15 protein-coding genes are annotated in these 18,648 nt (G+C 71.5%); 3 read left to right on the forward strand and 12 right to left on the reverse strand.

What is annotated here, in order from left to right; genetic code table 11:
• The first annotated feature begins 67 nt into the window (after nucleotides 1-67).
• Nucleotides 68-1,618: a LysM peptidoglycan-binding domain-containing protein gene (locus LXT23_RS39975; protein WP_253985718.1), complete on the forward strand. Its 1,551-nt coding sequence runs from the start codon at nucleotides 68-70 to the stop codon at nucleotides 1,616-1,618.
• Here the strand turns inward: LXT23_RS39975 and LXT23_RS39980 are convergent, their stop codons facing one another.
• The 4 genes from LXT23_RS39980 to LXT23_RS39995 all read right to left on the reverse strand — a co-directional run bounded on the left by LXT23_RS39980 (nucleotide 1,619) and on the right by LXT23_RS39995 (nucleotide 7,147).
• Complete coding sequence (locus tag LXT23_RS39980) at nucleotides 1,619-4,306, reverse strand: hypothetical protein (protein ID WP_253985719.1); 2,688 nt, start codon at nucleotides 4,304-4,306, stop codon at nucleotides 1,619-1,621.
• 65 nt (nucleotides 4,307-4,371) lie between these two features.
• Nucleotides 4,372-5,916: a caspase family protein gene (locus LXT23_RS39985; RefSeq protein ID WP_253985720.1), complete on the reverse strand. Its 1,545-nt coding sequence runs from the start codon at nucleotides 5,914-5,916 to the stop codon at nucleotides 4,372-4,374.
• A complete protein-coding gene (locus LXT23_RS39990; RefSeq protein ID WP_253985721.1) occupies nucleotides 5,916-6,665 on the reverse strand; it encodes a zf-HC2 domain-containing protein in 750 nt (249 codons plus the stop codon). Before LXT23_RS39990 ends, LXT23_RS39985 begins: the two co-directional genes overlap by 1 nt.
• Entirely contained in the window at nucleotides 6,662-7,147 is a 486-nt protein-coding gene (locus tag LXT23_RS39995) for an RNA polymerase sigma factor (RefSeq protein WP_253985722.1), read from the reverse strand. The genes LXT23_RS39990 and LXT23_RS39995 overlap by 4 nt, the downstream gene beginning before the upstream one ends.
• Before the next feature lie 86 nt (nucleotides 7,148-7,233).
• Between LXT23_RS39995 and LXT23_RS40000 the strand changes: the two genes are divergently transcribed.
• Nucleotides 7,234-8,112, forward strand: a complete 879-nt coding sequence (locus tag LXT23_RS40000) for an alpha-ketoglutarate-dependent dioxygenase AlkB (protein ID WP_253985723.1) — start codon at nucleotides 7,234-7,236, stop codon at nucleotides 8,110-8,112.
• A 7-nt stretch (nucleotides 8,113-8,119) separates the two neighbouring features.
• On the opposite strand, the gene LXT23_RS40005 is transcribed toward LXT23_RS40000, so the two are convergent.
• Genes LXT23_RS40005 through LXT23_RS40020 form a run of 4 tightly spaced genes read right to left on the reverse strand, consistent with a single transcriptional unit; the run spans nucleotide 8,120 to nucleotide 13,450 of the window.
• Nucleotides 8,120-9,376: a DEAD/DEAH box helicase gene (locus LXT23_RS40005; protein ID WP_253985724.1), complete on the reverse strand. Its 1,257-nt coding sequence runs from the start codon at nucleotides 9,374-9,376 to the stop codon at nucleotides 8,120-8,122.
• 58 nt (nucleotides 9,377-9,434) lie between these two features.
• Entirely contained in the window at nucleotides 9,435-10,343 is a 909-nt protein-coding gene (locus LXT23_RS40010; RefSeq protein WP_253985725.1) for a VWA domain-containing protein, read from the reverse strand.
• A gap of 35 nt (nucleotides 10,344-10,378) precedes the next feature.
• Nucleotides 10,379-11,779 carry an adenylosuccinate synthetase gene (locus tag LXT23_RS40015; RefSeq protein WP_253985726.1) on the reverse strand — a complete coding sequence of 467 codons (1,401 nt, stop codon included), beginning with the start codon at nucleotides 11,777-11,779 and terminating at the stop codon, nucleotides 10,379-10,381.
• A gap of 48 nt (nucleotides 11,780-11,827) precedes the next feature.
• Nucleotides 11,828-13,450, reverse strand: coding sequence for a right-handed parallel beta-helix repeat-containing protein (locus tag LXT23_RS40020; RefSeq protein WP_253985727.1), 1,623 nt, complete (start codon nucleotides 13,448-13,450; stop codon nucleotides 11,828-11,830).
• 253 nt (nucleotides 13,451-13,703) lie between these two features.
• Here LXT23_RS40020 and LXT23_RS40025 point away from each other — a divergent pair, with 253 nt between their 5' ends.
• Complete coding sequence (locus tag LXT23_RS40025; protein ID WP_253985728.1) at nucleotides 13,704-14,408, forward strand: hypothetical protein; 705 nt, start codon at nucleotides 13,704-13,706, stop codon at nucleotides 14,406-14,408.
• Between the two features lie 69 nt (nucleotides 14,409-14,477).
• Here the strand turns inward: LXT23_RS40025 and LXT23_RS40030 are convergent, their stop codons facing one another.
• From LXT23_RS40030 to LXT23_RS40045, 4 genes are all read right to left on the reverse strand, one after another.
• On the reverse strand, nucleotides 14,478-15,674 hold the full coding sequence (locus tag LXT23_RS40030) for a hypothetical protein (RefSeq protein WP_253985729.1): 1,197 nt from the start codon (nucleotides 15,672-15,674) through the stop codon (nucleotides 14,478-14,480).
• A 79-nt stretch (nucleotides 15,675-15,753) separates the two neighbouring features.
• Entirely contained in the window at nucleotides 15,754-16,449 is a 696-nt protein-coding gene (locus LXT23_RS40035; RefSeq protein WP_253985730.1) for a MotA/TolQ/ExbB proton channel family protein, read from the reverse strand.
• Nucleotides 16,450-16,642: 193 nt separating this feature from the next.
• Entirely contained in the window at nucleotides 16,643-17,620 is a 978-nt protein-coding gene (locus tag LXT23_RS40040; RefSeq protein ID WP_253985807.1) for a VWA domain-containing protein, read from the reverse strand.
• On the reverse strand, nucleotides 17,620-18,639 hold the full coding sequence (locus LXT23_RS40045) for a protein kinase family protein (RefSeq protein ID WP_253985731.1): 1,020 nt from the start codon (nucleotides 18,637-18,639) through the stop codon (nucleotides 17,620-17,622). The genes LXT23_RS40040 and LXT23_RS40045 overlap by 1 nt, the downstream gene beginning before the upstream one ends.
• Between the last annotated feature and the right edge of the window lie 9 nt (nucleotides 18,640-18,648).

Below are 18,648 nucleotides of genomic sequence, written 5' to 3' on the forward strand. Positions count from 1 at the left end.
GGGGGCGTCCACAAATCCGAGGCAGGTACTTGGAGCTCGGACGGATTCCGGGTCATCCTTCGGGACGGTGCGTTACCCAATCTGGCTCCTGCTCGTCTGCGCCGGCTGTGCCGCGCGCGTATCTCCCACCGCTGGCACTGCGCCGGCCCTCGCTGCTGCCCGTTCCGAGGTCTCGGACGCGGCGCGCGCCGAGCGGCCGCCGGATGCGGCCCTGTCTCCCGTCACGGAGGGCGCCGTCGCGGCGACACCCGCCGCTGGCGCTCCGGACGCCAGCGAAGGCTGCGCGCTGAGCGCGGAGGACCTGGAGGGCGAGGAGGACACGGCGGAAGGTGAGGGCGGCGACGTCGGCGAGGGCGAGCTGACGGAGGTGCCGGGGGACGCGGTGCCGACGGGCCCGCTGTACACGGCCGAGATTTCCGAGGAGGAGCTGACGCGGCGGTGGAAGGACGAGATTGCGTCGCTCGGGTCCATGGCCGTGGGCTTCGTGCACAGCGGCCGGCTGGTGAATGCGAAGCCGTTCCCGAAGGGTCCGGACTGGATTGTCGTCTCCCCCGAAGTGGCGTGGGCCACCGAGGAGACGGTGAACTACCTGGCCGAGGCCATCCGCGAGGTGCGGGCCCGCTTCCCGGAGGCGCCGCCCCTGCGCGTCAACGGGATGAGCAACAAGGAGGGCGGCTACCTGCGCCCCCACAAGAGCCACCAGAACGGCCGGGACGTGGACGTCGGCTTCTACTACCCGACGGCGGAGCCCATCCGTGAGCGCGAGCGGGAGCGGTACATCAACGTGCCCCTCAACTGGGCCTTCCTGAAGGCGCTCGTCACCAAGACGGACGTGCAGATGGTGCTGGTGGACCGCCGCGTGCGGCAGGTCATCTACAACCACGCGCTGGCGGCGGGCGAGGACAAGGCCTGGCTGGACTCGCTGTTCAACGACGGCCCCACCGGCGTCATCCGCCACGCGCGCCGGCACCGCGACCACTTCCACATCCGCTTCCACAACGCGCGCGCCCAGGAGCTGGGCCGCCGGGTGCAGCCGCTGCTCGCGCTCCAGCCCGAGCACAACGTGACGGTGCACCGCATCCGCAACGGCGACACGCTCGGCGGGATTGCGCTGCGCTACGGGTCGACGGTGGCGTCCATCAAGAAGGCCAACCGGATGCGCAACAACTTCCTGCGCGCCGGGCAGCGGCTGTCCGTGCCGCTGCGCGGGCCCTGCACGCACTGCCCCGTGCCGCCGCCCTTCCTGTTGCCCCCGCGTCGGCTGCCCCCCGAGGCCCCGGCGCTCGCGCAGGTCGCCGCGAAGGCCGAGGTGCCGGCGGCGTCCGAGTGCGCGAAGCCCGCTCCGGCTCCGGCCAATGTCGCCGTGCCGGTGGTGGCGAAGGTGTCCGCCGAGGCTCCTGCCGCCGTTGCCGTGCCGGTGGTGGCGAAGGTGTCCGCCGAGGCTCCTGCCGCCGTTGCCGTGCCAGTGGTGGCGAAGGTGTCCGCCGAGGCTCCTGCCGCTGCCGCGGTGCCGGTGGTGGCGAAGGCGTCCGCCGAGACTCCGGCCGCCGTCGCGGTGCCGGCGGTGGCGAAGGAGCCCTCCGAGGGCTCCTCCGCTGGCATCACCCACGCGCGCTGACTACTCCACGCGCACGGCCAGCGGCAGGGACGTCCCGCCGCCGGGCCCGGGTGTCACCACCGTGACGGAGGCGGTGCCCCGGGCCGTGAGGGAGGTGCCGGGGACCCGTGCCTCCAGGCCCCGCTCGGAGTACGACTGCCACTGCCGCGTGGGCAGCGGCTCGTCATTCCAGTAGACCTTGCTGGCCGTGTGGAAGCTGGCGCCGGAGACTCTCAGCCATAGCGCGGGAGCCCCGGCGCGCACCGTCGCGGGCTGCACCCCGGTGATGAGGGGCACGGGCCGCTCTGTCACGACGTTGAGGATGGCCGGGAGCGAGGACGTTCCTCCTTCGGCGGCGCGGGACACGCTCACGAGGAGTGTCCCCGGCCGGGCCAGGTCTGCTCCGTCGAGCTGTGCATGGAAGCCGATGTTCCAGTCCCAGTGATAGGCCAGGGGATGCGAGGCGCCGCCCCAGTCGACGGTCGTGACCAGGGCATGGGCCTCCCAGGAGTAGTCGAAGGAGGCGAAGCCCAAGCCCTCGACGAACAGGGGGTACTGCTGACCGGCGTCCCAGGACCCCACGGAGACCACTGCCGGATTCAGCGCCCGAAGTTGAGGGGGGCGGGGGCCCACCACATGCAGATAAGCCGGAGCGCTGGGCGGCTGCCCGGGCGTGACAGCCTGGAACTCCACCGGGCCCGGAGCGCTCAGGTCCTCAGGGGAGAGGCGCAGGGCTCGAAAGATGGAACCCGTGTGGGTGGAGGCAAGCATCCGGCCGTTCATCAGGAACTGCGTTTCCTCGGTGAAGCCGCTGCTGCCCCGCACCTCGAGAAAGAGGTCCTTGTCCGGGCGTTCGAGGACGAGAGTGGAGAGCCTGAGGGATGAGGCGCCCGGCTCACGGATGACGAAGAGGAGCTCCTCGCTCGTGCCTCCTCCAGGAGCGGGGTTCGTGACCTTCACCCGGGCCACTCCTGGTGTTTCCAGGAGCCTTGCAGGCACGGAGATGTCCAGCCCACCGCTGTCACAGCAGCTCCAGCTCGAGGGAATCACCTCTCCATTCCAGCGCACCTCGGAGTAGGGCCCCATGCCATGGCCCCACAGGTCGAAGCTCCGCGCGCCGCCTCCGGCAGTCACGGACAGCTCCGACATGCCCTTGAGGCTGGGCACGGGCCTGCGGGCATCCACCCGCAGCAGCAGGGGGAGTGACGTTCCGCCCCCGGGGCCGGGGGTATGTACCGTCACCGTCCGCACGCCCGCCTGCGCGAGGTCCGCCCCCGTCAGCGTGATGGTGAGGAGTTCCTCCGAACCGAAAGACGTCGAGCGGTCCTGGCCATCCAGCCGTACGACGGAGCGCTTCGTGAAGTCTCGGCCGGAGACCACGAGGCGCTCTTCGACGCCGGTCGTCACCACCGCGGGCTGGAGGGAGAGGGCCACTGGAGCGGTCGTCTCGGTCACCACCTGGAAGGGAAGCGCTTCCGACACGGTGCCATCCGAGCCCCGGCGCACCGTCACGAGCTGCGTGCCCGGAAGCGCCAGCTCCTCGGGCGGCACGGTTGCCTGGAGGGAGTCTCCCCGTGTGTTCCCCCCGTGGGTCGTGACCAGCGCCCGGTCATTCCAGTAGACGACCGAGTCGCGGCCGAAGCCCTCTCCGTAGATAGCGAGGGCCAGAGCGCCCGCGCCGGACAGCGCCGACACCTGCGCCCGCTGCGGCGAAAGCTCGTGCAGCGCGGGCCCCGGGAGGACCGGAACGAGGAAGGGCGGCGACACCTGGCCCTGGCTGTTCTGCAGCCTCAAGGAGGCCACGCCCGGAGCGGACAGCTCCTCGCGCGGCAGGGACAGATGGATTACGTCATGCGCCTGGTAGTGCGCCGAGCGCACCGGCCTTCCATTCCAGGTCACCTCGGTGAAGGGGCGCAGGTCCCGCCCCCGGATGCTCAGCGGGACGGAGGAGTAAACACCTCCGTCGGCGGTGTCATGAGCGGCGGTCGCGCTCAGGGTGGGAGGCCAGACGCCTTCGATGTGGGGCTCGGGGTCGCGCACGCTCATCAGGGGGAGCGGCTGGGTTTCAATCGCCAAGGGCCCGGGCGCGCTGATGGAGAGGGAGGCTCCCTCTTCCCTGGGTATGGCGAACAGGGCCGAGGTGGGAAGCTCCGCCTCGGCGGAGCCGGTCCCCAGCACCGTGGTGGGGTACTGCTTGCCTCGGAAGCGCAGCATGCCTCCCGCCAGGAAGTTGCGGCCGGTCACCGTCACGCGGAGGGGCGCGTCAGGCTCGGAGACCACCGTATCCGGGCTGACGCTGAAGAGCTCGGGACGGGGATAGGGCAGGTACAGCGGGGGGGCCCTCCTCCCGCCGGGGGCCGGGTTTCCCACCGTGAACGGGATCGCGCTCCATGCACGGCCTTCCATGGGAATGGCGGCCACCAGCTCCGTGTCGCTCACGAAGGTGTACGGGACAGGCGTGTCGACGAGAATCAGGGCCTTTTCGGGAGTGAACCCGGTGCCCCGCACCCGGACTCTTATCTGCTTCGCCTCCACGTCCGCCCACTCCGAGTCGACGCCAGTGAGGGAGGTCTCCGAGTTGATGGCGGAAGAGTCCGGGCCTCCCCCGTCCGGAGCCCCGGGCTCCAGCTCCCGGCTCACCCCCGGCCCGCAGGCCACCCACAGGCACAGCGCTCCCAGCCACAGCACACCCGCTCTGCTCCGCGTCACGACAGCCTCCGTTGCTTCGGTCACGCGGAAGAACCCCGCAGCGGTTGGAACTGCGCAACCCGCCGTCAGAGGTCGATACGCACGCCCAGGTCCGCGCCGGGCAGCAGCCGCGCCTTCCCGGCCCCGTCCTCATGAACGAGGAGCAGGGGCGCGCGGCCTCCGAGCTGCAGGGCCAGCCGGGACGCCACCCTCCATGACAGCGTGGCCGAGGGGCCCAGGCCGGGCGCGATGAACCAGCCGACACCGGCTCCCGTGGACTGGCGGACGAACTGCGCTCCTGCATCCAGGCCCGCTGTGGCCTCCATTGCGCCCCGCCGCACGCCCCAGCGATAGCCCAGCGTCAGCGCGCCCGAGAACTCGCGCCCCTCGGGCCGGGCCCCGCGCGCCAGCTCCGCGGACAGCACCGGCCCCTGTAGGGCCGCCCCGGTCAGCTCCATCCGCAGCGCCTGGAGCGGCCCCACGCCGTCCGCCACCCCCTGGCGCAGGCCACCCCTCACGCCCAGGCGCAGAAAGGGCTCACGCGAGGGCGCCGGTGGGGCCGCCACGGTGATTCCCTTGGCACCGCCGGACACCGTGGTGGCGGCGGACATGGGCGTGAGGTCTTCCCAGCGCACCTGCCTCACCTGTCCATTGGAGGCGTGCACGGTGCCCCGGTGCTGGCGTCCGGCGCGCCAGGCGCGCAGCTCGTACTCGCCGGGAGGCACCGCCAGCCGGGGCACCGCGCCCGGGCCCAGCTCCGCCAGCACCTGTCCCCGGCCGGGGCGCAGCAGCAGCGCGCGCTCGAAGTCCCGCGGCAGCTGCAGCGCCGTGCCGGGGCTGGGCAGCTGGGTGAGCACGAACTCGCCCTTGCCGCTCAGCCGGTAGTCATAGGCCGGGTGCTGGCGGCCCAGCAGCACGTCCGCCGTGGCCGACACGGTGTGGGCATACGCGTATTGATAGGCCTCGGCGAGCGTCACCAGCCCGTCCCCCGAGGAGTCCGCCGCGCCGCGCAGCCCGGACACCAGGTGGTGCGTGAAGAGCGAGCCGCCCACCTCGCGCGACTCCAGCGCCAGCTCGTCCTCCGCGCTGGAGGTGAGCAGCGCGTGGCCGCTGCTGTGCAGTTCGTCCGTCAGCCGCAGCTCGAAGCCGGGGCCGGGGCGGCCGCCCTTGAAGCGCAGCAGCGCGCCGCTGCGGCAGCTGTCCACGATGGCCAGCCGCACGTCGGCCCGCGTCGCCTCCAGCCACTGGCGCAGGTCCGCGTAGGGCAGGCGCTCCGTGCCCAGCTCCAGCGCGACGCCGTCGGAGTGGCCCGAGAAGTAGAAGAGCAGCACCACGCGCGTGCCGGGCTCGGCGCGCAGCGCGGCCACCTGACGGGCCACGCGCTCCAGCGCGGCGCGCACCGTGGTCAGGTCCTTCCCCTGGAGCATGAGGACGTCCGAGGGCGCCACGTCCCCCAGCTCCGTGAGCACGCCCGCGAGCTTCGCGGCGTCCGCCTCCGCGTAGCGCAGCGGCGGGCGCTCGCCGCTGCCGATGTTGTGGCCCACGAGGACTGCGAGGCGGCGCGTGTTGGCGTGCGCGGGCAGGGCCGCGGTGAGCGCGGCGACGAGCAGGAGGCAGCGGGCGAGGAGCATCAATGCCGGGTCTTTTCGAAGAGGAAGGTGGCCTGCGCACTCGCGGGGACGGGCAGGTGGGTGCGCTCGCGGATGGTAGCCGCTCCGCCCTCCGCGAGCGCTCGCAGCGCCGGGGCGACCGCGTCGAAGGTCAGCGGCTCACGGGAGAAGAGGGCGAAGAGCCGCTCCGGGCCGGGCGCCTCGTCCAGCACGATGCTGCCGGGCAGCTCCGCCATGTCGCTCAGGGGCAGGAGGACGCTCGCCTGTCCACCGAACGGGTAGTACGTGTTCACCTGACCGGCGCCATCCACCGACACCACCAGTGCGTACGGCAGCCCGCCGCCATCCATCCGGAAGCGCACCTGGTCCCCCGGGGCCAGCGCCTCGCCCTCCTCCACCTTCCAGGTGCGCTCGCCCCGGTGGGCGTAGAGCTGGAGCGCCGCGCCGCCCTTCACGCCGAACTCGGGGCCGTCGTCCGGAGTCACCGGACGCACCATCACCAGCAGGACGGCGGTGGCGGCGGCCAGCGCGGGCACCCACCAGCGCCAGGCGGAGCGCCACGCGGGAGGCCGCTGGAGGGCGGACACGGTGCGGGGGAGCACATTCACGGTGAAGTGGCTCCGCAGCGCCGCCAGCTCGTCCGCGCGGGCGCGGCAGGTGGCGCAGGTGTCGAGGTGGGCCCGGGCGGCGGCGCGCTCCCCGGCGGGCAGCGCGTCCAGCGCGAGGGCATCGAGCTTGAGACTGGAGAGGTGGACGGGGGCGGGGTTCATGAGGGGTTGCTCCCGGTGAGCGTGCGCGCATGCCGGTGGAAGTCGGCGAGCCGGTTGACGACGGTGCGACGGGAAATGCCGAGGACTTCCGCCACCTCGTCCTGGGTCATCCCGTCGGCGAGGTGGAGCCAGGCGACCTCCGCCACCTTGGGTGGGGCGGTGGTGATGAGGCGGCGGGCGAGGTCCCGGTCCTCCAGCAGCCGCTCCGTGTCGGCGCCCAGCACGTCGGGCAGCTCGGCCACGGGCTGCGCCTGGCGGCGACGGTTCCTCGCCTGGTTGAGGCAGTAGTTGGTGGCGATGCGGTAGATGTAGGCCAGGGCCTGGGTGCCATCCGGAGCCCGGTCCAGGTGGCGGTGGACGCGGAGGAAGGTCTCCTGGGCGGCGTCCGCGGCGGCGGCGTCATCCCCCAGAATCTGGCGGCACCGGGCGTACAGGGCGGGCCCGTAGGTGCGATACAGCGCGTGAATGCGGTCTTCGGGCATGGGGCTTTCGGTGCTCGGCCTCCTACCAACACTCCAGCCGTCCGGATTGCGCAAAGGCCCCTGTCGGCTGTAGCACGGGGGCGCTCATGGCCCTTCCTCCCAGCCGGGGGCGCTCCCTGGCCCACAAGGCCCGCCAGCGCACCCCGGGCCACCACTACAACGCCAGCTTCCTGTCGGCGGCGGACCGCGCGGAGGCCGTCGCGTGGCTCGGCGCGCTCCACCCGCTGTGGGAGATGCGCTACTCGAAGCACTTCCCGCCGCCCGCGGGGCAGTCCCAGCGGCGGCTGCTGCGGCCGGTGTACTGGCTGGGCAACTGGCAGTTCGCGTGCCTGGACTACTACCGCCCGCCGAAGGGCGTGCTGAACCGGTGCGTGAAGGCGGAGCCCTTCCCGGCGGTGCTCCAGCGCCAGGTGACGAAGATTGAAGAGCTGGCGCGGCGGATGTTCCGCGGGCCGGACATGCCCCCGCGCTGGCACCTCAACACGTGCCTGGTGAACTTCTACGGCAGCCGCTTGGAGGACGGGCGCTGGGTGGACACCGCGCGCGTGGGCGAGCACAAGGACTTCGAGCCGGGCCCGGTGGCCTCGCTGTCCTTCGGCGAGCGCGCCCTCATCCAGTTCGTCACCTCCTCCCGCCCGGGCGAGCGCGACGAGGTGGTGCTGGAGCAGTGGCTGGATGACGGCTCGCTCCAGCTCTTCGGCGGGGCGCGCTGGAAGGAGCAGACGTTCCACCGCGTGCAGCGCGTGGACACGCGCGCCGGCCACGTCATGCCGCCGGAGCTGCCGGACTTCCGCACCCGCCGCATCAACCTCACGTTCCGCTACGTGCCGGACGAGCACGTGATTCCCTTCGCGCAGCTGTCCGCCGAGGCCCGCGAGGACGTGCGGCCGTACATGGCGGAGCTGGCGCGCGGGAGCGCGTTCTTCCGGGCGGAGCTGGAGAAGGAGCCGCAGGGCTCCCCCTGAGCGGCGCTCAGGGGCTTCGCTTCTTGTGCGTCCGCGCGTGCCGCCCGGGGCCCTGGTCCGGTGCGCGCTTGCCCTGGCCGTGGTCCTGCTGCGGCGGCCCCGGGTCCTTCTGCGCGGCGAGGAACTGCTCCCACGCCTCCTTGAAGACGGGGTCCTCGCGCGGCACCGGGACGCGGGGAATCTCCGAGCGCATGATGTGCTCGATGCGGGAAATGACCTGTCCCTCGCGTGTCATGGCGAAGGTGGACGCCACCCCGCTGGCCGAGGCGCGAGCGGTGCGACCGATGCGGTGCACGTAGTCCTCGGGCGCGTGCGGCAGGTCGTAGTTGATGACGTGCCCCACGTTCTCCACGTCCAGCCCGCGCGCGGCGATGTCCGTGGCCACGAGGCAGCGGTAGGTGCCGTCGCGGAAGCCCTCCATGGCCTGCCGGCGCTGGTTCTGCGTGCGGTCCGCGTGCAGCAGGGCGGCGCGGTAGCCCGCCTTCTGGAGCGCCTTGTGCACCTTCTCCACGCGCTCCTTCGCGCGGGTGAAGACGAGCGTCGTCTGCTCGTCGCGGGCCATCAGCGTGAGCAGCAGCGGCGTCTTCTCCTCCGGCCTCACGAAGTAGAGCCGCTGCTCGGCGCGCTCGGCCGGGGTGCCGCTGCGGGTGACCTCCACGCGCACGGGCTTGTAGAGGCGCTCGCGGGCGAAGCGGCTCACGTCCGGGCCCAGCGTCGCGGAGTAGAGGAGCGTCTGCCGGCGGCGGGGAATGGCGGCGAAGATGCGCTCAAGCTGGGGCAGGAAGCCCATGTCCAGCATCCGGTCCGCCTCGTCCAGCACCAGGGCTTCCAGGTTCGGGAAGTCGGCGGCGTCGTTCTCCAGCAGGTCCACCAGCCGCCCCGGCGTGGCGAGGACGAAGGTGGGGCGCGTCTTCAGGGCCTCGACCTGGGCGCCCATGTCCTCGCCGCCGATGACCACCGCGTGGGTGAGGCCGAGCGGCTCCGCGAAGAAGCGCACGGGCTCGGCAATCTGGAGCACCAGCTCGCGCGTGGGGGCGAGCACCAGGCCGAGCGTGCCCTTCTTGCCGGCGAAGCGCTCCGCCAGGGGCACCACGTACGCGGCCGTCTTGCCGGTGCCGGTGGCGGCGCAGCCGATGACGTCCCGCCCCTCGAGGGCCGGCGGAATGGCCTGCTCCTGGATGGGGGTGGGCTGGGTGAAGCGCGCGCGGCGCAGGGCGCCGAGCGTCTCCCGCGAGAGGCCGAGCTGTTCGAAGGAGTGACTCACGGCCCCCGGGGTACCACGGCGCGAGGCCCCGTGGGAAAGGGCCTCGCGGGCATCTGTCCTACCGTGCGCGCCGCTGGAGGACCTTCGCCCACGGCTCGATGGCGTGGACGACGCCCTTCACGCGCTCCTTCGGGGCACCCGCCGCGCGCAGCCGCTCGGCGATGGCGTCGACGCTCTGGACGGCACCCTCGGTGAGGGCCACCAGCGCCGCGGCCACGTCGCAGGTGTCCGCCGGGTCGTCCATGCAGATGACGCGGTCGCCCAGGTAGCCCCGCCAGAAGCTCTCGCAGCGGGCCCGGCGGCGCTGGTCGGGGATGAGGAAGAACGGGTGGAAGGTCTTGTCCAGCCGGCTGACGACCTCCTCCATGGGCACGTCCCGGGTCATCTTCGTGCCGATGAGCGCTTCGACGTGCTCCTTGGCCACGTGGGGGAAGCCGGGCTCGTCGCCCGTCGTGAAGTAGTAGCCCTTCTTCCCGCGCTTCTCGTAGCAGTCCATCGCGGTGTGCTCGGCGGCGAAGTACATGCCCAGCTCGTACGTCTCGCCGGGGTTGGAGCCGCCGCCGCGCTCCAGGAACATCCAGGTGAGCCACTGGTCCAGCTGCTGCTCGGAGGACTCGAACTGGCCCACCTGGAGGGCCGCGCGGTCCATGTAGGCGTCGCCCACGGCCATGAAGAGAACCTGCGGGTCGGGGATGCCCGCCGCCATCAGGTCCTTCATGAAGGAGGGGAACGTCTGCCGCGCGAGGATTTCGGGGATGTTGCCCATGGAGCCCGTCACGTCGAGCGCCATGATGACGGCGAGCGAGTTCGGGTGCTCGGCGCTGTCACGGCTCTCGCGGAGCTTCACGCCGTATGGGTCCATCTTCGGATGACAGGCCTTCTGCTGGAAGACCTCCTGCTGCGGCAGGTCCTTGCGGGCCCGCGTCATCGCCTCGTGCGCTTCGTAGCTGTAGCTGCCGTACCCCATGTGGCGGAAACCCCCTCTGAATGACGGGCCAGAGGCTAGCCCGGACGTACACGCGGCGTCAGCCCCCGCTCCCGCTTGTCCCTCGCCGCGGGGCCGTGGGAGGTCACCGCCACCCGGATTCCCAGCGTGGACTCCACCCAGGCCACGAAGCGGTCCGTGCGCCCGTCGGGCTGTTCGCCCAGGTCCAACTCCTCCCGGACGCGCTCGCACGTGGCCAGCGCGTGGGTGAGGCGCTCCTGGTGGGCGAGGTCGCGGTGGGGGCCCAGGCGCAGCGCCGTCACCCGCGAGGCGTCCACGGTGTCCCGGACGAGCACGTCGTCGTACCCCGGGGGCGCGCGGTACGTCGTACACACGGGCCAGTGGCGAGCAAGGCGGTCCAGGTGCGTGAGGGCCAGCGCGTCCACACCTCCGACGGCGGCCAGGGCGTAGCGGGCGAGCACCGCGTCGAAGGCGCCCACGCGGAAGCCGCCTTGCCAGCCTCCGGCGCCGTTGTGGGGCTCGGGGACGCGCGGCGCGAGCGCGGGCTCGTCGGTGGGGAAGGGGCCCTCGCCGTGGCGGGTGGCGTAGGTGCGCAGCACGCCGAGCCGGTGCACCTCGCCGTCGAAGCCGGCCTCGCGCAGCAGCTCCAGGGCGAGGTCGAAGGTGCAGGTGCTCCAGGTGGTGTGGGGATGGAAGCCACGCCACTCGTCCAGCAGCACGCCCTGGGCGCCCTCGAAGACGGTGCCACCGCCGCGGAGGCGTGAGGCCAGCCAGTCGTCGCCCACCACGCGCTCGCGCGGGCGCAGGGCCTCCACTGCGTCCGCCCAGTTGGCGGCCACGTTCGGGTGCTCCAGCAGCGTGATTTCGGAGGTGGCCTGGGGCAGTCCTCGCGTGACGCGCAGCACCTCGGACAGCTCGGCGCGCAGGCGCTCCTGCGCGGCGCGGGCCTTGCGCACGAGCACGGCGGGCTGGGCGAGGTCCCCGCCATGGAGCGCATCCCCCGGGGAGGCGAGGGCATCGCGCACCGTCTCTCCCACGCCGACGCCGCAGGTGCCGTGGCGTCCCGCGCCTCGCGCCAGCTCGCGCAGCCGGTTCGCGGCCTGGTGGAAGGGCGTGATGATTCGCGCGCCCTCGCTCAGCGTGGTCCGCTCCAGCGCGTCCGGCACGCCGCGCTCCGCCAGGTAGCGGGCCTCCACCAGCATGGCCAGCGGGTGGAGGATGGTGGAGCGCGCCAGGTGCGTGCGCACGCCCGGGACGAAGGTGCCGGCGCCGAACTGGGCGAAGGTGTGGTGGCGCCCGTCGTCGGTGACGACGTTGTGCCCGGCCTGGGCGCCGCCGTTGAAGCGCACCACGAGCCCCGCGCCATGGCGGCGCACCAGCCAGTCGGTGAGCGTGCCCTTGCCGGCGTCACCGAAGCCGAGGTCGACGACGAGCCAGGCTGTGCGCGAGGTGCTCATCCGTGAGGAGCCTTCACGATGCTCGACCTTACAACCTCCGCCAGGGGCTCAGGGGTAGTAGCACCAGGCGGCCCCACGGATGTGACACTCGCCACCGTTGCCGTCGTGCTCCCGGCAGCCGTAGCCCTCCGAGCTGATGCGCAGGGTGCGCGCAATCCCGAGGTTCCCCACGCTCAGGGTATTGCGCCCCAGCCAGCAGCTGCCTTCGGCGGGCACATCGGAAGCGCGGACGACGCTGAGCATGTCAGGGGGTACCGAGGCGAGCTGGGCGTCGCTGATGCTTCCGTATTCGAGGTTGCACGCCGCGCGCGCGCCGATGAGCTGGCCAAAGCTGGGGCAGAAGACGACCCCGCTGCAGCCCTCGTCGCTGCCGGAGATGGCGCAGCCGAAGGGGAGCTCGTCGATGCGACAGCTCGTGTCCCAGGCATACTGGAGGTCCCCGTCGTTGCAGGTCAGCTGGATGCCCCCGCAGTACGGAGCGCCGGCGCCGTCGCGGAACACGTCGACGCCGCGGCCATGGCTGATGAAGTCAGTCGTGTACGCCTCTGGAACGTAGCAGCCCGCCAGCCGGGACACGGCGCTGGTGACCGTGGTGTTGTGGCCGACGTAGTTCGGCGAGTTCGGATCCGGCCAGCGCGTCTGAATCATGTCGGCGACCGACCGCACGTAGAGCTGGTTCTGCATCACGACGTTCTCGGTCGCGAAGTCACGGTCATCCACGCTGCTGCCGTACCCGAAGCCGGCATCGAGCCCGCAGTAGTTCCGGTTGCCGTTGCGCGCCCCGAGGAAGACCGCCGGATTCGAGCCGCTGTACGTGGCGTAGTAGAAGACGTTGTTGATGATCTCGTTCGAGCTCGGCGTGGTGATTCGAATCGTCCCTCCCTCGCCGCAGTTGCGATAGAGATAGATTCCACCGTCCTCCAGCGATGAGAAGCGATTGCTGATGATGCGGTTGTGGGAGGACGCGTCGATTGCAACGAGCTCCCGGCCGGTGGTGTTGGTGTCGATCTCGTTGTCCCGGAGGGTCGTGCGGGTCGACTCCGCGTCCAGGTACACGGCGACGCTGCTCGAGGTGCCGGTGATGTGCGAGCGGATGAGGGTCGTGCCCTGCACGCCGGGCGCGATGTAGAGCGGAATCCGCCCGATGCCCCTGATGGTCACCCCGTCGAGGGTGATGCCGCTGGGCGCGGCGGCGCGGGCGCGCGAGACGTGGCCCGACACGCGTGACGAGGCGCGGAGCTGCGCGCCCTCGCCGTTGGAGGCCATCCCCATGATGCGCACGGAGCCGACAAGCTCGCAGTTGCGAATGGTGACGTTGCTGACGCGCTCCCACGTGGACACCCCGGCGATGCTGGACGGCCCCACCTCGCGGGAGCGGACCTCTATCGTGGAGAGCGGTGCGTTCTCGATGACACCTCCCCCGCAGTCGAGCGTGCGTCCCGTGCTCGGCGCGCCCAGGAAGACGAGGCGCCGGGTGATGGCTGCCGCGGACAGCGGGGTCAGCGTGAGGTCGCAGTCGACGACCGCCTCGACGCTGGTCTCGGTGGCCGGGGCGAGGATGGCGTTCCACTGCGCGGCGGTGCAAGGCGCGGCCACGGCCGCCGCTGGCAGCGCGAGGACCGCCATGAGCAGACCGACCGACCAGGTGCCTCGTTTCAATAGACACGTCATGACGCCCCTCCCGGGTTTGCTCCCGGAGGCACTCGTGTCCGGGGTGGAGCAAGTCTAACAGGATGGGTGCTTCACAGCGACATCAGTGTCCCGGTTGTAACGCCGGATGTTACGGCGGTGTTTGTTTCGGACGCGGATGCCAGACCTGTAACATCAGACGCTACAATTCATGTCTCGACGTGAGTTGTTGATAGTGTTAATGCTGTCAGTGTTTCAATTCCTGCAATGCGAAGCTTTCGCCGAAGGGGGTAACATGCACGTCGAGAACCCGCTGTCAGCCTGTCGTTCCAGCGCGTCCCGCAGCTGGCTGTTCGTGATGGCCGTGGCACTGGCGCTCGTTGTCGCCGCGCCCGGTCGCGCGGACGCCCAGTGTCTGAGCTGGCCGACCAATACGTCCGTTGCGCCCAACACCTCGTACGCGGACACCATCAATGTCTCGGGGCTGGCATACGGGACGTACTACATCACCGCGTCGTTCTCGGGCAGCGCCGGCCTCATCAACCTGGCGTTCAGCGCCGCCCCTGGCTTCACCAACACCAGCACGGGTCAGAAGGGCTTCATCGGCTCGGCGACCACGCTCTACCTGAGCTTCATCATGGCCCCCGGCGCGCTCCCGGGGCGGCAGTCGACCGTGACGATGCAGGTCATCAACACCCTGGGCCAGGTCGTGTGCGGCTCCAGCTTCGTGGTCACCGTGCCGGGCGATGCGTGCCCGCTCGATGCCACCTGGAATGGCTCCACGATCGATGCCGTCTATGATGGCGCCAACTGCTACGTCCACGCCGTCCCGGCGACTGACGGCTCGCCGTTCATGCACGCCAACCACTATTACATGACGCGCGGCCCGAACAACGTCTGCGAGCAGGGCTGGTTCGACGGCGCCAACTGCTACCTGGGCTCTCCGCCGAGTGGCAAGAGCGGCTTCCTCTGGGGCTCCGCCTTCTATTACACCCCCTGACGGACACGCCGGCTGGAAGGCCTCGCGTGGCGTCTTTGGATGGCGCCGCGCGGTTCCCTGGAATGCCTTTCAGCTCCTCACCCGGCCCCTGGGCGGGGCCGGGGTCGTCTCCTGGAGGTCCTGGATGGGCCGGAGCGAGGCACGTTCCTCGCTGTCCATGTGCTCCAGGGCCTCGGTCACCGCGTTGAGCTCCTCGCGCACCCGCCCCAGGCCCCGCTCGAGGTCGGGTGAGGGGGCGGTGCTCCCGACGCTCTTGACCTGGACGAGCTGGGCCAGCACCGAGTCCATGCTCCACTTCAGCCGGGTCAGCTCCGCGTCGAGCCGGTCCGCGTTGCGTCCGAGCCGCTGGCGCTGGGCGAGCTGCTCGTCGATGGCGGCGACGGCGCCCTCGAGCGTCGCGCGCACCTGCTCATCGGTGGCGGCCGCAATCCGCGCCTGGAGCGCGGTGCGCTCGCGCTCCAGCCGGGCCAGCAGCTCGGGGGCGACCTCCCGCCGGAGGCCCCGCTCGCGCGCCAGCAGGTCTCGCACCCCGGTCCGCAGCGTCGCGACGGAGCCCGCGTCCGTGCCCAGGAAGGCGCGGAGCGCCGGAGAGCCATGGCGCAGCTCGGCTTCGAGCTTGTCACAGAGCGCCTCGAGCTCCCGGGCGCGCGAGTCCTCGACGACGGGGGCCGGCTCGGGAGCCGCGGCGAGGGCGGGGCGAGCCGGTACATGGGCCGTCACGTCGCCACCCAGCGTCCCGCCTGCCCCGAGGTGTCCTCCCGCCCGCAGCACGGCGTTGCGCCCCACGGTGGCTCCCGCGCCGACGCTGGCCCCGTGCTGGACGGTGGCGCCCTGCTTCACCGTGGCGCCCCAGCCAATCACCGCACCGCTCTCCACCGTGGCCCCGCTCTCCACGGTGGCGCCCATGCGGACGACGGCGCCCGACTGCACCTTCGCGCCGGGGCCAATCGTCGTCCCCATCTCGATGACCGCTCCCGGCTCGACGACGGCGGTGGCGTGCACCTCCGCGCCCAGGCCGATGCGGGGCGCGTGCGTGGGGAGCGCTCGACCCGAGTGGTCGGCGAGCGCTTCTCGCACGATGTAGACGACACCGGAGGCGACCGCGAGCACCCCCGCCGGGATGTAGAGCCAGGGCGTCGTGAGCAGGCCCGCGGCTCCGAAGGAGGCACCGCTCAGCAGGAGCCCCTTGCTCACGATACCGAGCACCGTCACGGCCCCCACGCCTCGCGGACGAGCAAGCTCCCGGTTCGGCACTTCATCCTTCACGAACGCTCCCAGGTGAGGTCCGGGCGAGTCTTCTCTCTTTCCCCGCGCCCGTGCAAGGTCACGGGAGCAGGGGAGGCGCTCACCTCGCGGCGGCGGCGGCGGCGCGGGCGCGCTTGAGGGCGCGGGCGGCGGCGTCGAGGAACTCGTTGCTGGCCTCGGAGACGTCCACCGCGCGGGCATCCACCCAGCCCTGCAGGGAGTTGTAGGCCATCACCGCGGGGATGGCGACGAGCAGGCCGAAGGCCGTGGTGACGAGCGCCTCGGAGATGCCCGTGGAGATGGTCCCGATGCCTCCCGCGTTCGACGCGCCCATCTGCTCGAACGCGGTGACGATGCCCATGGTGGTGCCGAGCAGGCCCACGAAGGGGGCGGTGGACGCCACGGTGGCCAGCAGGCCCAGGCCGCGCTTGAGGCTCTGCACCTCGCGCTGGGCCTGGCGCTCCAGGCTGCGCGCCACCGACTCCATGGCCTCGTCACGGCTGTCCGAGTCCGTGGTGGAGACGTTGTAGGCGGCCAGCCCCGCGCGGATGGTCCGGCCGAGGTAGCCCATGTCTCCGCCCGTCTTCGCCCGGGCCACGGCCTCGAAGTCGCCCCTGGCGAGCAGCGGGCCCATCTCCGCGGCGAACCGGCGTGAGTTGCGGCGGGACGTGCGGAAGACGAGCGCGCGCTCGGCGAGGATGACCAGGGAGACGACCGACATGACTGCCATCACGATGATGATGAACTGCGCGAAGGGGCCCATGTGGCCCCACAGCTCCGTGAGTTTGAAGGTCATGGCTGGAACGAGACGCGCCTCCTCGCGCGTTGGGCCAGGGCGTGGCCCACTGGGGAAACGACGGGTGCGAACAACCGAGAGCCACGGTACGCAGCCGCCCTGACCGGAGGGTGGACCCGTGTCCATGAGTTCGTCATCGTTCCGTCATTGCCTCGGAACCCGATTCGACGCCCGTTCCGTGGCCGCCGCCGCTTCAGCCGATGCGCCGGTGGCCGGACTCCCCGTCGTTCGTGGGGAGGTAGTCATCCTCCAGGCGGGGCCGGGGGATGCCGTCCCGGCCGAGCGTCGCCGCGAAGGGCGTGAGCGCGCGGATGACCGCGCCCAGCCGCTGCCGCGTCATGTCCTGGGTCTTCAGATGCCGGGCGAGCGCGTCCAGGTCCGAGAAGGCCCCCTCGCACAGCCCCACCAGCCCCGCCGCGACTTCCACGGTGTCGGTGGGGTCCTCCATGCAGATGACGCGGTCGCCGAGCAGCTCCCGCCAATCCCGCTCGCAGTTCCGGGCACGGGCGATGTCGGGGATGAGGAAGAACGGCTCGTAGGTGCGCTGCAGCTCGTCCACCACGTGCTTCACCGGCAGGTCCTGCTCCAGTGAGTCGCCGATGAGCTGCTTCACCTGGCGGCGCGAGACGTAGCCGTAGGGCCGCTCGTCACCCGTCATGAAGAAGTAGCCGCGGTGCTGCCGCTTGCGCCAGCAGTCCAGGTCCGTGTGGCGGGCGGCAAAGAACATGGCCAGCTCATACGACTCCATGCCCGCCGGCCCGCCTCCGCCCTCCAGGAAGCTCCAAGTGAGCCACTGGTCCATCTGCCGCTCGGAGGACTCGAACTGGCCCACCTGGAGCGGCGCGCGGTCGTCGTTCGCGTCACCCACCGCCATGAACAAGACTTGTGGATCGGCGATGCCCGCATCCAGCAGCGCCTTCATGAAGGCCGGCAGCCGCTGGCGCGCGAGCAGGTCGGGGATGTCACCCATGGAGCCGGTGACGTCCAGTGAGAAGACGATGCCCAGCGACTTCGGGTGCGCGTCGCTGTCCCGGCTCTCGCGCCACTTCACGCCGTGCGGCTCCATCAGCGGATGGCAGCGGCGCTGCTTGAAGACCTCCTGGCGCGGCAGCACCGCCCGCACGCGGGTCATCGTCTCGTGGGCTTCGTAGCTGTAGCCGCCGTATCCCATCAGCGCCACCCTGGCATGGTGAAGTGGATGAACTTCGGCGGGCCGAAGGACTCGCGCGCCGCCTGGTCCACGAGCTCCTTGAGCCGCCACGCATCGGCCGCCTCGGCGGGCTTCTCGTCGCACTGCCTGCGCAGCAGGTCCGCCAGCGCGGGAGGCACGCCTCCGGGCATGGCGCCCGACACGGGGTCGCCTCCCAGCAGCCACGCGATGCAGCGGGCGCTCATCACCAGGTCCGTGGTGGGGTCCGGTGTCTCTCCGCGCAGGAGCGCCTGAGGGTAGAAGTCGCGGTGCGCGGCGCTGAAGGCGGGCAGCTTCTGGCGCGTGGTGTAGCGCACGGCGCTGGCCCAGCCCACGAGCATGAGGCCGTGGTCTCTCGGGTGCACCAGCAGGTGTGGGGGGAGGACGGCGCCATGCGCGTAGCCGGCGCGGTGCACGAAGCCGAGCAGCTCCAGCAGGCGCTTCCACATCCACACCGCCGCGCGCGGGTCCACGCCGCTGGAGTACTCCTCACGTATCTCGGTGAAGGCGTGCTGGAAGCCGCTGTGCCACCGGTACACCGCCGCCGCGCGCGGGGTGCCCTCGGGGTCCTTCACCGGCCCCCGGGCCACCGGCCGGGGGAGGAGTCGCGAGAAGTGCTCGGCGCCCTGGGCCTCGCTGCGCTGGAGCGCCTCCAGAATCTCGTACTCGCGCGTGAGGAGGTCCGCGTCCGACAGGGCCCGGACCACCTTGAGCACCACCAGCTCGGTGATGCGCGCGTCCCGCCGCGCGAGGAACACGTCGCTGCTGTCCCCGCGGCCCAGGCGCCCGAGCAGCACGTAGCGCGTGCCCGCGACGGTGACGCGCGGCCGGTCCGGAGCGAAGGGCGGGTCATCCGCGGGGCGCGCGGGCATGGGCCACACCGCTGCTCCCGAGGCGGACACCATGGCGCCGCAGTACTCGCAGACGAGGATGCCGTTGGGCGCGGAGGGAATCGGCAGCTTCGCGCCGCAGCCAGGACACTTCAGGAGCTGTAATTCCATCCCACCCTC

Origin of the sequence: Pyxidicoccus xibeiensis (genome assembly GCF_024198175.1) — a bacterium.
Lineage (GTDB): Bacteria > Myxococcota > Myxococcia > Myxococcales > Myxococcaceae > Myxococcus > Myxococcus xibeiensis.